The organism is Burkholderia sp. 4NA327C6, assembly GCF_005502655.1.
GTDB classification, from domain to species: domain Bacteria; phylum Pseudomonadota; class Gammaproteobacteria; order Burkholderiales; family Burkholderiaceae; genus Burkholderia; species Burkholderia contaminans.
Window position 1 is genome coordinate 51,003 of record NZ_SCNZ01000035.1, and the last position, 13,397, is coordinate 64,399.

General features: G+C 66.8%; 13 protein-coding genes. 8 read left to right on the plus strand and 5 right to left on the minus strand.

Going from position 1 to position 13,397, the window contains the following annotated elements; genetic code table 11:
- Positions 1 to 12 precede the first annotated feature (12 nt).
- Positions 13 to 717, minus strand: coding sequence for a FadR/GntR family transcriptional regulator (locus FFS49_RS29020; protein WP_046549676.1), 705 nt, complete (start codon positions 715 to 717; stop codon positions 13 to 15).
- Between the two features lie 189 nt (positions 718 to 906).
- The gene (locus tag FFS49_RS29025) at positions 907 to 1,974 is read right to left on the minus strand and encodes a GlxA family transcriptional regulator (protein ID WP_137910322.1); all 1,068 of its coding nucleotides are present in this window, start codon (positions 1,972 to 1,974) and stop codon (positions 907 to 909) included.
- 290 nt (positions 1,975 to 2,264) lie between these two features.
- Here FFS49_RS29025 and FFS49_RS29030 point away from each other — a divergent pair, with 290 nt between their 5' ends.
- From FFS49_RS29030 to FFS49_RS29060, 7 genes are all read left to right on the plus strand, one after another.
- Positions 2,265 to 3,650, plus strand: coding sequence for an L-serine ammonia-lyase (locus FFS49_RS29030; protein WP_071332023.1), 1,386 nt, complete (start codon positions 2,265 to 2,267; stop codon positions 3,648 to 3,650).
- A gap of 16 nt (positions 3,651 to 3,666) precedes the next feature.
- The gene (locus FFS49_RS29035; RefSeq protein ID WP_006480591.1) at positions 3,667 to 4,911 is read left to right on the plus strand and encodes a sarcosine oxidase subunit beta family protein; all 1,245 of its coding nucleotides are present in this window, start codon (positions 3,667 to 3,669) and stop codon (positions 4,909 to 4,911) included.
- Between the two features lie 14 nt (positions 4,912 to 4,925).
- On the plus strand, positions 4,926 to 5,240 hold the full coding sequence (locus FFS49_RS29040; protein WP_034186029.1) for a sarcosine oxidase subunit delta: 315 nt from the start codon (positions 4,926 to 4,928) through the stop codon (positions 5,238 to 5,240).
- Positions 5,237 to 8,248 (plus strand): sarcosine oxidase subunit alpha family protein, encoded by a 3,012-nt coding sequence (locus tag FFS49_RS29045; RefSeq protein ID WP_137910321.1) that lies wholly within the window; start codon positions 5,237 to 5,239, stop codon positions 8,246 to 8,248. Before FFS49_RS29040 ends, FFS49_RS29045 begins: the two co-directional genes overlap by 4 nt.
- Complete coding sequence (locus FFS49_RS29050) at positions 8,238 to 8,870, plus strand: sarcosine oxidase subunit gamma (protein ID WP_039346597.1); 633 nt, start codon at positions 8,238 to 8,240, stop codon at positions 8,868 to 8,870. Before FFS49_RS29045 ends, FFS49_RS29050 begins: the two co-directional genes overlap by 11 nt.
- Entirely contained in the window at positions 8,867 to 9,307 is a 441-nt protein-coding gene (locus tag FFS49_RS29055; RefSeq protein ID WP_137910320.1) for a dihydroneopterin aldolase, read from the plus strand. The genes FFS49_RS29050 and FFS49_RS29055 overlap by 4 nt, the downstream gene beginning before the upstream one ends.
- A gap of 194 nt (positions 9,308 to 9,501) precedes the next feature.
- Positions 9,502 to 9,825, plus strand: coding sequence for a helix-turn-helix transcriptional regulator (locus FFS49_RS29060; RefSeq protein WP_039346592.1), 324 nt, complete (start codon positions 9,502 to 9,504; stop codon positions 9,823 to 9,825).
- A gap of 26 nt (positions 9,826 to 9,851) precedes the next feature.
- On the opposite strand, the gene FFS49_RS29065 is transcribed toward FFS49_RS29060, so the two are convergent.
- Positions 9,852 to 10,925, minus strand: coding sequence for an alkene reductase (locus FFS49_RS29065; protein WP_137910319.1), 1,074 nt, complete (start codon positions 10,923 to 10,925; stop codon positions 9,852 to 9,854).
- Between the two features lie 172 nt (positions 10,926 to 11,097).
- Between FFS49_RS29065 and FFS49_RS29070 the strand changes: the two genes are divergently transcribed.
- Positions 11,098 to 11,973 (plus strand): LysR family transcriptional regulator, encoded by an 876-nt coding sequence (locus FFS49_RS29070; RefSeq protein ID WP_137910327.1) that lies wholly within the window; start codon positions 11,098 to 11,100, stop codon positions 11,971 to 11,973.
- A gap of 175 nt (positions 11,974 to 12,148) precedes the next feature.
- Here the strand turns inward: FFS49_RS29070 and FFS49_RS29080 are convergent, their stop codons facing one another.
- Together FFS49_RS29080 and arr are read right to left on the minus strand one after the other, a co-directional pair.
- The gene (locus FFS49_RS29080; protein WP_137910318.1) at positions 12,149 to 12,832 is read right to left on the minus strand and encodes a lytic transglycosylase domain-containing protein; all 684 of its coding nucleotides are present in this window, start codon (positions 12,830 to 12,832) and stop codon (positions 12,149 to 12,151) included.
- Between the two features lie 158 nt (positions 12,833 to 12,990).
- A complete protein-coding gene (gene arr / locus FFS49_RS29085; protein ID WP_039346583.1) occupies positions 12,991 to 13,386 on the minus strand; it encodes an NAD(+)--rifampin ADP-ribosyltransferase in 396 nt (131 codons plus the stop codon).
- Positions 13,387 to 13,397: the final 11 nt, after the last annotated feature.

The window sequence follows — 13,397 nt, forward strand, 5'->3', positions numbered from 1 at the left end:
CGGCCGCCGGGTTCAGCAGATACCGGCTTCCGCGAGACGGCGGGCGGCGTTGTACATGTGCGTGCGCGCCGCGTTGCGTGCGGCCATCGGGTCGCGCGCGCGGATCGCGTCGGCGATCGCCGCGTGTTCCTCGCGCACCTGGCGCGAGAAGTCCTCGCGCGTCGCTTCGTTGCGCCGCGTGACCTTCACGCCGGCTTCGAGGTACTGGTTCAGGAACTGCAGCGTCTTCAGGAAATACGGGTTGCCGGTGACGGCCGCGATCGTGCGGTGGAACGCGACGTCTTCCGCGACGCCGTCGCGCCCTTCCGCGACCGCATCGTCGATCTTGCGCAGCGCATCGTCGATGTCGGCCATGTCTTCATCGGTGTGGTTCAACGCCGCTTCGGCCGCGACCTCGGCCTCGATCGCGCGGCGCACCGCGAGCAGGTGCGGCAGCGACGTGGCCTCGACCGCTTCCGCGTAGTCGATCCGCAGCGGCCGGATCGCGCCGTGCTGGTTCACGAACACGCCGCTGCCCTGGCGCGGCTCGACCACGCCTTCGTTCTTCAGCCGCGAGATCGCCTCGCGAATCACCGTGCGGCTCACGCCGAATTCCTGCGCGAGCACGGCCTCCGTCGGCAGCTTGCCGGTGGCGGAGAAACTGCCGACTTCGATCTGCTTGAGCAGTTGCTGCGCGACATGGTCGCTCATCGCGCGGGCGGGAATTTTCTCGAACATGGTGCTCTGGCTTGTAAGGTTATGTGGTCATCATACAAATTTGAGTGTGCAACAGCATCCGGGATAACCCTCGGTTAACGGCGTGCAACGTCGGCTAAATTGATTGGAACCGGTTCCAATTGAATCGAAACCGATGCGTTCGGGTGTCGTGTCGCGATCGGTTGGTGAAGGGGCGGGTGCCCGTTGCCGTCAGTCGGCGATGTCCTCGACGGGGTCCGCCGCGATTGCCGCGCCGGCTTCCGCCACTTCGCCGCCGCGCTCCCGGTAAGTCGCCGGCGGTACGCCGAACTGCTTGCGGAATTCGCGCCCGAGGTGCGACGCATCGGCGAATCCGCAGCTCGACGCGATATCGGCCACCGTGCGGTCCGAGCTGGTCAGCAGCCACGCGGCCGTGCGCAGCCGCACCTGCTTCGCGAACACCTGCGGGCTCTTGCCCGTTTCCGCCTTGAACAGGCGCTCGAGCTGCCGCGTCGACAAATCGAGCTTGCTCGCGAGCTCGTCGAGCGACAGCGCGCGGCCGACATGCTGTTCCATCAGGAGAATCGCGCGCTTGACCTTCGGGTGCGTCGCCGGCTCGAGGCCCGGCGGGTGCGGCTGCGGCGCATTGCCTTTCTGCATCTCGCCGACCAGCAGGATGCGCAGCGCCTTCTGCACGGTCGCGTGATCGAAATGGCGCAGCAGGATCGCGGCGGCGACGTCGATCGACGCGCGGCCGCCCGAACAGGTGATGCGGCGCCGGTCGATCACGAACAGCCGGTCGGCGATCAGCAGGTCGGGATCGGCGGCCGGGAAGCGCTCGATGAAATCCCAGTAGTGGAACCAGCTCACGCAGGTGCGGTAGCCGTCGAGCACGCCGGCGCGCATCAGCGTGAACACGCCGGTGCAGATGCCGACGACGGTCGCGCCGGCCGCCGCCGCGCGGCGGATGAACTCGAGCGTCTCGGGGCCCGCCTGCGGCCCCGAATGCAGCAGCCCGCCCACTACCACCACGTAGTCGAACGGCTCGGCCGCGTCGAACGTTTCCCACGGCGTGATCTGGATCCCGCAGCTCGCGCGCACCGGCGCGAGGGTCTCGCCGATCACGCTCCACGCGCAGCGCACGGGCTTGCTGTAGTCGCCGTCGTCGGCCGACAGCCGCAGCATGTCGACGAAGCCGGAGAAGGCCGTCAGCGTGAAGTTCGGCAGCAGCACGATGCCGAAGCGGATGCGCCGCGGCGCGGGTTCTGCGAGGGGGGAAGCGGGTACGTCGGTTGTCATCGCGGCCAGTCTCTTCACGCCGGGCGGGCGGTCTCACTCAGTCTGTTGATACGGGGCATGCGGGTACGGCAGTCGGGCGGGGCGGATGTAGCCAGCGTCGCTGATCGGTTCCGGCCCGACTTGTGGTTTTCCGTCGCGAACCATCGCCAAAGCGCACTTTCGGGCCTGCCGACGTGGCGCTTGGCGGCGGTATCCCACGCCGATGCCGTTTTTGTTCTATCGGCCGATTTTACGCTTTGATGTACTGGCGCCAACGTCACTTCACGTATGTCCCACCCAGAGGAAGGCAGATGAACGTCAGCGTCTTCGACCTGTTCAAGATCGGCATCGGTCCGTCCAGTTCGCATACGGTCGGCCCGATGATCGCCGCGTGCCGCTTCGCGTCGCACGTGGAGGACGCGAACCTGCTCGGTTTCGTGCGCCGCGTGCGGGTCGAACTATACGGCTCGCTCGGCGCGACCGGCAAGGGCCACGGCACCGACAAGGCCGTGCTGCTCGGTCTCGAGGGCCACCTGCCCGACACGATCGATCCGGACCTGATCGAGCCACGGCTCGCCGCGATCCGCGCGGAGAAATCGCTGTCGCTGCTCGGCAAGCAGACCGTCCGCTTCGAGGAAAAGGAGCACATCGGCTTCTATCGCAAGCTGATGAGCGGCACGAGCATCGTGCACCCGAACGGGATGCGCTTCCAGGCCTTCGACGAGCACGGCCAGCTGCTCGTCGAGAAAGAGTATTACTCGGTCGGCGGCGGCTTCGTCGTGAACCGCGACGGCGATCGCGTGAACGGCGTGCGTGCGGCCGTCGAGGTGCCGTATCCGTTCCGCACCGGCGACGACCTGATGCGCCAGTGCCGCGAGCACGGGCTGTCGATCGCCGAGCTGATGATGCGCAACGAATGCGCGCTGCGTCCCGCCGACGAAGTGCGCGCCGGGCTGCTCGCGATCTGGCGCACGATGGCCGCGTGCGTCGAGCGCGGCTGCAAGGTCGAGGGCGACCTGCCCGGCCCGATGCGGGTGAAGCGCCGCGCGGCCGAGCTGAACGCCCGCCTGCGCGAGCGCTCGGAAGAGTCGCTGCGCGACCCGCTGTCGATGCTCGACTGGGTCAACCTGTATGCGATGGCCGTCAACGAGGAGAACGCGGCGGGCGGCCGTGTCGTCACCGCGCCGACCAACGGCGCGGCCGGCGTGATTCCCGCGGTGCTGCATTACTACGTGAAGTTCGTACCGGGCTCGAACGAAGCCGGCATCCTCGAATTCCTGATGACGGCCGCGGCGATCGGGATCATCTACAAGGAAACCGCGTCGATCTCCGGCGCGGAAGTGGGTTGCCAGGGCGAAGTGGGCGTCGCGTGCTCGATGGCCGCCGCCGCGCTCGCCGCGGTGATGGGCGGCACGCCCGACCAGGTCGAGAACGCCGCCGAGATCGGCATGGAGCACAACCTCGGGATGACCTGCGACCCGGTGGGCGGGCTCGTGCAGATCCCGTGCATCGAGCGCAACGCGATGGGCGCGATCAAGGCGCTGAACGCGTCGCGCATGGCGCTCAAGGGTAACGGCCAGCACTACGTTTCGCTCGATTCGGTCATCAAGACGATGCGCGAGACGGGCGCCGACATGAAGACGAAATACAAGGAAACGTCGCGCGGCGGTCTGGCCGTGAACGTCATCGAATGCTAAACGAAGGATCACTCACATGAGCCGCTACTCGATATTCAGCCTGTTCCGCAACGGCCTCTCGTATCACGAAAACTGGGAAAAGCAGTGGAAGAGCCCGGAACCGAAGAAGGAATACGACGTCGTGATCGTCGGCGGCGGCGGCCACGGCCTCGCGACCGCCTACTACCTCGCGAAGGAGCACGGGATCACGAACGTCGCGATCCTCGAGAAGGGCTGGATCGGCGGCGGCAACACCGCGCGCAACACGACGATCGTCCGCTCGAACTATCTGTGGGACGAATCGGCCGCGCTGTACGAAAAGGCGATGAAGCTGTGGGAAGGGCTGTCGCAGGACCTGAACTACAACGTGATGTTCAGCCAGCGCGGCGTGATGAACCTGGCCCACACGCTGCAGGACGTGCGTGACACCGAGCGCCGCGTGAACGCGAACCGGCTGAACGGCGTCGACGCCGAATTCCTGACGCCCGCGCAGATCAAGGAAATCGAGCCGACCATCAACCTGAACAGCCGCTACCCGGTGCTCGGCGCATCGATCCAGCGCCGCGCGGGCGTGGCGCGTCACGATGCGGTGGCCTGGGGCTTCGCACGCGGCGCGGACCGCGCGGGTGTCGACATCATCCAGAACTGCCAGGTGACGGGCATTCGCCGCGAAGGCGGTGCGGTGGTCGGCGTCGACACGGTGAAGGGTTTCATCAAGGCGAAGAAGGTTGCGGTGGTCGCGGCCGGCAACACGACGACGCTCGCCGACATGGCCGGCGTGCGCCTGCCGATCGAAAGCCACCCGCTGCAGGCGCTGGTGTCCGAGCCGATCAAGCCGGTCGTCAACTCGGTGATCATGTCGAACGCGGTGCACGCGTACATCAGCCAGTCCGACAAGGGCGACCTCGTGATCGGCGCCGGTATCGACCAGTACACGGGCTTCGGCCAGCGCGGCAGCTTCCACATCATCGAAAGCACGCTGCAGGCGATCGTCGAGATGTTCCCGGTGTTTTCGCGCGTGCGGATGAACCGCCAGTGGGGCGGCATCGTCGACGTGTCGCCGGACGCCTGCCCGATCATCACCAAGACCGACGTGAAGGGCCTCTATTTCAACTGCGGCTGGGGCACCGGCGGCTTCAAGGCGACGCCCGGCTCGGGCTGGGTGTTCGCGCACACGATCGCCCGCGACGAACCGCATCCGCTGAACGCGCCGTTTGCGCTCGACCGTTTCTACACGGGCCACCTGATCGACGAGCACGGCGCCGCCGCCGTCGCGCACTGAACGAGGAGAAAAACATGTTGCTGATCGAATGTCCGTGGTGCGGGCCGCGCGCCGAATCCGAGTTCTCGTGCGGTGGTGAAGCCGACATCGTGCGCCCCGTGAACAACGAGAACATGACCGACCGTGAATGGGGCGAGTACGTGTTCATGCGCGAGAACAAGCGCGGGCTGCACAAGGAGCAATGGCTGCACACGCAGGGCTGCCGCCGCTGGTTCAAGGTGACGCGCGACACGGTGACCTACGATATCAAGGGCTACGAAAAGTTCGGTGGGGCTGCCATCAGTGGCGCAGCTGCCGGTAACGCACACGAAGAGGGCACGAGCAAATGAGCCAGAAAGACCGCCTCGGCACCGGTGGCCGCATCAATCGCGCGATTCCGCTGACCTTCACGTTCAACGGCCGCACGTATCAGGGCTTCCAGGGCGACACGCTCGCGTCCGCGCTGCTCGCGAACGGCGTGCATTTCGTCGCGCGCAGCTTCAAGTACCACCGTCCGCGCGGGATCGTGACGGCGGACGTCGCGGAACCGAACGCCGTCGTGCAGCTCGAATCCGGCCCGTACACGGTGCCGAACGCGCGCGCGACCGAGATCGAGCTGTACCAGGGCCTCGTCGCAACGAGCGTGAACGCGGAGCCCTCGCTCGAGAACGACAAGTACGCGATCAACCAGAAGCTGTCGCGCTTCCTGCCGGCCGGCTTCTACTACAAGACGTTCATGTGGCCGCGCAACATGTGGCCGAAGTACGAGGAGAAGATCCGCGAAGCGGCCGGCCTCGGCAAGGCGCCGGAAGCGCTCGACGCCGATCGCTACGACAAGTGCTACGCGCATTGCGACGTGCTCGTGGTCGGCGGCGGCCCGTCGGGCCTCGCGGCCGCGCATGCGGCGGCCACGGCCGGCGCGCGCGTGATCCTCGTCGACGACCAGCGCGAGCTCGGCGGCAGCCTGCTGTCGTGCCGCGCGGAGATCGACGGGAAGCCCGCGCTGCAGTGGGTCGAGAAGATCGAGGCCGAGCTGCGCAAGCTGCCCGACGTGACGATCCTGTCGCGCAGCACCGCGTTCGGCTACCAGGACCACAACCTCGTGACGGTCACGCAGCGTTTGACCGATCACCTGCCGGTGTCGATGCGCAAGGGCACGCGCGAGCTGCTGTGGAAGGTCCGCGCAAAGCGCGTGATCCTCGCGACCGGCGCGCACGAGCGTCCGATCGTGTTCGGCAACAACGACCTGCCGGGCGTGATGCTCGCCGGCGCGGTGTCCACCTACGTGCATCGCTTCGGCGTGCTGCCGGGCCGCAACGCGGTCGTGTTCACGAACAACGATCGCGCGTACCAGACCGCGCTCGACCTGAAGGCGTGCGGCGCGAAGGTGACGGTCGTCGATTCGCGCGCATCGTCCAACGGCGCGCTGCCGGCCGCCGCGAAGCGGCAGGGCGTGACGGTGATGAGCGGTGCGGTCGTGACGGGCGCATCGGGCAAGTGGCGCGTATCGTCGGTCGACGTCGCGTCGCACTCGAACGGCCAGGTGGGCGGCAAGCTGCAGACGCTGCCGTGCGACCTCGTCGCGATGTCGGGCGGCTTCAGCCCGGTGCTGCACCTGTTCGCGCAGTCGGGCGGCAAGGCCTGCTGGAACGACGAGAAGGCATGCTTCCTGCCGGGCAAGCCCGTGCAGGCCGAAGCGAGCATCGGCGCGGCGGCCGGCGAATTCGGCCTGGCCCGTGCGCTGCGGCTCGCGGTCGATGCGGGCGTGGAAGCCGCGAAGGCAGCGGGTTTCGCGGCCGAGCAGCGCGCGGTCGCGCCGCAGGTCGCGGAAACCGTCGAAGGCGCACTGCAGCCGCTGTGGCTGGTCGGCAGCCGCGAAGCCGCGGCACGCGGGCCGAAGCAGTTCGTCGACTTCCAGAACGACGTGTCGGCCGCGGACATCCTGCTGGCCGCACGCGAAGGCTTCGAGTCGGTCGAGCACGTGAAGCGCTACACGGCGATGGGCTTCGGCACCGACCAGGGCAAGCTCGGCAACATCAACGGGATGGCGATCCTCGCGGGGGCGCTCGGCAAGACGATTCCGGAAACGGGCACGACGACGTTCCGCCCGAACTACACGCCGGTGTCGTTCGGCACGTTCGCGGGCCGCGAGCTCGGCGATTTCCTCGACCCGATCCGCAAGACCTGCGTGCACGAGTGGCACGTCGAGCACGGCGCGCTGTTCGAGGACGTCGGCAACTGGAAGCGGCCGTGGTACTTCCCGAAGAACGGCGAGGATCTCCATGCGGCCGTGAAGCGCGAATGCCTCGCGGTGCGCAACAGCGTCGGCATCCTCGACGCGTCGACGCTCGGCAAGATCGACATCCAGGGCCCGGATGCGGTGAAGCTGCTGAACTGGATGTACACGAACCCGTGGAACAAGCTCGAAGTGGGCAAGTGCCGCTACGGGCTGATGCTCGACGAGAACGGGATGGTGTTCGACGACGGCGTGACGGTGCGCCTCGCCGACCAGCATTTCATGATGACGACCACGACGGGCGGCGCGGCGCGCGTGCTCACGTGGCTCGAGCGCTGGCTGCAGACCGAATGGCCCGACATGAAGGTGCGGCTGTCGTCCGTCACCGATCACTGGGCGACGTTCGCGGTGGTCGGCCCGAAGAGCCGCAAGGTCGTGCAGAAGGTATGCCAGGACATCGACTTCGGCAACGAGGCGTTCCCGTTCATGAGCTACCGGAACGGCACGGTTGCAGGCGCGAAGGCGCGCGTGATGCGGATCAGCTTCTCGGGCGAGCTCGCGTATGAAGTGAACGTGCCGGCGAATGCGGGCCGCGCGGTGTGGGAAGCGCTGATGGCAGCCGGTGCCGAGTTCGACATCACGCCGTACGGCACCGAGACGATGCACGTGCTGCGCGCGGAGAAGGGCTACATCATCGTCGGCCAGGATACCGACGGCTCGGTCACGCCGTACGACCTCGGGATGGGCGGCGTCGTCGCGAAGTCGAAGGACTTCCTCGGCAAGCGTTCGCTTGCGCGCTCGGACACGGCGAAGGAAGGCCGCAAGCAGTTCGTCGGCCTGCTGACCGAGGACGAACAGTTCGTGCTGCCGGAAGGCGCGCAGATCATCGCGAAGGACACGCAGGTGTCGGCGGTCGATCCGACGCCGATGATCGGCCACGTGACGTCGAGCTACTACAGCCCGATCCTGAAGCGCTCGATCGCGCTCGCGGTGGTGAAGGGCGGCCTGAACAAGATGGGTGAGAGCGTCGTGATTCCGCTGGCCAACGGCCGCCGCATCACCGCGAAGATCTCGAGCCCGGTTTTCTACGATACCGAAGGGGTGCGCCAGCATGTGGAATGAAACCAGAAACCAGTCGCAGGTGGCGGGCGCGGGCGGCGTGACGCTTGAATCGCCGTTCGTCGGCGCGGCCGACGTGCTGAAGCCGCACCAGGCGCGCGCATCGAAGAAGTTCACGCTGCGCGAGCGGCCGTTCCTCGATCTCGTCAACGTGCGCGGCGAGTTGAGCGATCCGGCGTTCGTCGCCGCGTTCGAGCGCGTGGTCGGCTGCCGGCCGCCCGCGGCGCCGAACACGGTCGCGCGCGGCGCCGAGTACGACGTGCTGTGGCTCGGCCCCGACGAGTGGCTCGTGCGCTCGAACGGGCCCGTGCCGGCCGGTGTGCTCGAAGCGAAGCTCGCGGAAGCCGTGCAGGGCACGTATGCGGCGGCCGTCGATGTCGGCAGCGGCTACACGGTCGTCGAGATCAGCGGCGAACGCGTGCGCGACGTGCTCGCACGCGGCTGCCCGCTCGATCTCCATCCGCGCGCGTTCAAGCCGGGCCAGTGCGCGCAGTCGCATTACTTCAAGTCGTCGATCGTGCTGATCCCGACGGGCGACGATGCGTTCGAGATCGTCGTGCGCCGCAGCTTCGCCGACTACTTCGTGCGCATCATGCTCGACGCGGCCGCGCCGCTCGCATCATGAAGCCGTTCGACGAACCGTTCGTGGCGATCGACGCGCCGCGCCTGCGCGGGCGCGGCTGGAGCGTGTTCGTCGACGAACTGAAGGTGCCTGCGCGGATCGGCATTCATGCACACGAGCATGAAGCGCCGCAGCCGATCGTGATCGATGCAAGGCTCGGCTACCGGTGCGAACCGAGCGAGCGGGGAGAGTGGATCGATTACGACGGCTATTGCGCGCGCGTTGCCGCGTTCCTGTCGCACAAGCCGCATACGCGGCTGCTGGAGACGCTCGTCGCCGATATCGCGGTGCTGTCGTTCCGTGAGTGGCCGGCGCTGGAGTCGCTGACGCTGTCGGTGTACAAGCCGAAGATCCGGCCCGGCACGAAGCGGGTCGGCGTGTCGCTCGACTGGACGCGCGGGGATTATTTGCGGTGGACGGGGGCGGTGGGGCAGTTTTGAGGCAGTAGAGGCGGCCGATGAGTGCGTCGAAACGATGCCGGTCGGCCGTCGGCCGTGGCACTTGCTGGCCTTTATAGTTCCTGAAATATGCGAACAATTCACCGTCGCTGACATTCAAGCCTTTAATTCCGATATTCTCGTAACAATGCCGTCGATGCCGTTCGTCGGCGTTTTGTTCCTGGTATCCCGGAATTATGGCCCGCACCTTACCCCGCCCCATTGCATCACCCGACCCGCTCGCGCAGGATCTCGCGGCGCTGGGTGCACTCGTCCGCAACCGGCGGGCGCAGAACCGGATGCGGATCGACGACGCAGCCGACATGCTCGGCGTCTCCAAGGACGTGCTGTCGCGGCTCGAAAACGGCCGGGCGGTGAGCCTCGACAAGTTGTTCAAGGTGCTCGACGGCCTGGGACTCAATTTGCTCGTCGTACCGAAGCGCGAAGTGCCCGTCGCACGCAAGGCATTGCATGAACTTGCCGAGCCGACTGTTCCGGCGGAGTCGCGGGAGGGCGCGTGATGTTGCGATCACCCTGAGCCGATACATCAAGCCGCAGCCGCCCCATCCAGCGCCGGATAGTCGACATACCCGCGCGCATCGCCGCCGAAGAACGTTTCGCGCCGCGCATCGTTCATCGGTGCGCCGGTCTTCACCCGCGTCACGAAATCCGGATTCGCCAGCACCATCTGCCCGTACGCTTCGAGATCGGCCAGCCCCGACGTTACGTCCGTGCCGATCGCGTCGCGCGTGCGGCCCGGCCGGTTCAGGATCAGCGTGCCGTTCCAGCGTGCGCGCAGGTCGGCCAGCAGTGCTTCGTCGCCCTGATGCATCACGTGCAGGTAGGCGAGGCCGAGCCGGTCGAGTTCCGTCGCGAGATGGCGGTACAGGTCCCGCCCTTCCGCACCTTCGTCGAGGCCGCCCAGCGTGTTGCCGGGCGATACCCGGATGGCCGTGCGGTCCGCGCCGATCTCGTCGGCGATCGCCGTGGCTACCTCGATCGCGAAGCGCGCGCGGTTCTCGATCGAGCCGCCGTACGCGTCGGTGCGCGTGTTGGCATTCGGCGCGAAGAACTGCTGGATCAGGTAGCCGTTCGCGCCGTGGATCTCGACGCCGTCGGCGCCCGCCTCGATCGCGCGGCGCGCGGCGATGCGGAAGTCGTTCACGGTCGCGCGCACTTCCCCGGTCGTCAACGCGCGCGGCGCGGGGATGTCCTGCATGCCCTTTACCGTGAACATCTGCGCGTTCGGCGCAATCGCCGACGGTGCAACGCCCTGCCGGTGATGCGGTGTATTGTCCGGATGCGACATGCGCCCGACGTGCATCAGCTGGATGAACAACCGGCCACCGCGTGCATGCACGCGGTCGCTGATCGCCTTCCAGCCGGCGACGTGCGCGTCGGTATAGATGCCGGGCGTCGTCAGGTAGCCTTGCCCGTCGTCCGACGGCTGGGTGCCTTCGCTGACGATCAGGCCGAGGCTCGATCGCTGCGCGTAATACTCGGCGGCCCATTCGCCGGGCGTGCCGTCGAAGGCGGCGCGGCTGCGGGTCATCGGCGCCATGACCAGGCGGTTTTCCAGCGTATATCGGCCCACGCGGACCGGAGTGAACAGTTGGCTCATGATGCGTCAGCTCCTCGAGTTTCGGGACGGCGGCGCCGGGTCGGTGCCGCCTCTGGCGCCGGCCGCGCACGGGTGTGCCGACCTCGCCTCCACACACCCATCATCCATTGCTTCCTTTTCGGGATAAACCGGGTAATCTGGATAGCATTGATCCATTGGTGGGGCAATGAGCATGGAACTGCTGAACGACATGGCGCTGTTCGTCGAAGTCGTGAAAGCGAAGGGCTTTCGCAGTGCGGCCGAGACGCTGGGGATGCCGAACTCGACGCTGTCGCGGCGGATCAGCGCGCTGGAGAGGGCGATCGGGCTGCGGCTGCTGCACCGTACGACGCGCCGGATCGAGCTGACCGAGGCCGGCCAGCTCTACTTCGAGCGCTGCAAGCGCATCGTCGACGAGGCGCGGCTCGCGCACGAGCAGCTCGGCGGCCTGCTGGCCGAGCCGACCGGCGTGCTGCGCGCCTCGTTTCCGGTCGATTTCGCGGTGACCTACCTGGCGCCGCTGATCGTCGAGTTCTCGACGCGCTACCCGAAGCTGACATTCGATTTCGAGCTGACGTCGCGGCGGGTCGATCTGGTGAGCGAACCGTTCGACGTGGCGATCCGCTTGGGCGAATCCGAAGATTCGCAACTGATCGCGCGGCGGCTGGCCACGCTCGGGAACTACCTTTATGCGTCGCCCGGCTATCTCGCGCGCGCGGGCGAGCCGCGCACGCCGGACGACCTGGCGCGGCACGCGTGCCTCAGCCTCGCGAGGGCCGGCACGTGGACGCTGCACGACGGCACGCACACCGTCGCGGTACCGGTGAGCAGCCGTTTCGCGGGAAACAGCGTCGGCATGCTGCGACGCCTGGCCACGCTCGATGCGGGCATCATGGTGCTGTCCGAAGAGATCGTCGCGGATGACCTGGCCGCCGGCCGGTTGCGCCGCGTGATGCCCGAATGGGAGGGCGAGCCGATTCCCGTCTACGCGATGACGGAAACGCGGCTGCTGCCCGCGAAGACGCAGCATTTCATCGAGTTCTTGCGGGAGCGTTTCGCGCAGGCGTGACGGGCGGGTATCCGTTCGCCGTTCAGTTCTGCGCCGGTGGCGGTGCGTCCAGCTGCGCTTCCCATTTCTTCAGGATGCGCACGCGTGCCTCGCTGAAATCGACCCGGCAGTTCGTTCGCGCGTCTTCCGGGGTCAACGGGCGGCGTGGCGCATACGCGTCGAACGAAGGGGGAGACTAGTTGCCGCGGGCCGACGCCGGGCTCGTCTTTTCGCTGACCGGCACCATGCGGGCCTTCGCATCGTTCGCGGAATTCGCCGGATTCACGGCTTTCGCATCGTCGTCAGGTTCGAGCACGAAGCGGAACGAATCGACGCGCTGCATCACCTTCGCCGCATACGCGTTCGAACCGCCGCTGTAGCTCCTCAGCCCGGCCCGTACGTCGCCCCCGGCCGCCCTCACGTAGCCCGACAGGATCGCCGACCCGACTTCGACGTTCGCGTTCGGGTCGGTCAGGTCCTTCACGTTGCGCACCAGGCCGCGGTGCGCGGTCGGCACGACCTGCATCAGCCCGGTCGCGCCATGCTGGCCGCGCGCCTTTTCCTGGAAGCGCGATTCGATCGAAATAATGGCGTAAACGAGTGCGGGAGGCAGCGAATATTTCGTCGCAGTGACGCTCACGATATCGGCAAGCTTCGCGGCCCGTTCCTTCGCGACGCCGAACTTCTTCGTCAGGTAGGACGTGATGCGGCGGTTTGCTTCGTTCGGCTGATCGTTGGCGTCGGCGAGCGGCGCGGATGCGACGGACGGCGCCGATGCGGCTGCTTCGGGCGCGGACGCAGGCAGTGCGGGCGCTTGCTGCGCCGACGCCTGTTGCGCGATGCCGAGCGAAAGCACGATCAGCCAGAGAAACCGTCGCATGGTGGAGTGCGGGGAATGGGAAGGCGCCTAGTATATCGGCCAATCGCGGCCGGTGGTCGAGTGCCGGTTCGAATGAAAGCGGCATGTAGGCTTGTGTCGTGGCGAGCCGATCGACGAACCGATCGTTGCGCGGACACGCATCGGAGTCCGGACGAACGCTAGTTGATGATCTCGCCGATGCCGGTTTCGATGCGGATCCTGAGCTGCTGGATGAACGCCGGATCGTACGGTTCCCAGCTCTCGAGTTCGCCGACGATCTTCAAAGGCGATGTGCTCCGATACGATCGCGTCGGATTGCCCGGGAATTTCTTGTCCGTGACGTTCGGGTCGTTTTCGAATTCGCCGGTGGGCTCGACGATGTAGACCCTCGGCCGGCCGTCGCCTTTGGCCATTTCCGCAGCCAGGCCGGCGCCTTTGGGCAAGGCGGTGAAGTAAATGTGATTCATCACGACGTCATCGCGATAATTCGATCTGAAGCCTGCCGTCAGCAAGTCGCCGATCCGCAGATTCGCTTTCGTGCCATGAAAGAACGGGCCGGTGTCCGGAACGGTCATGGTTTCTCCTT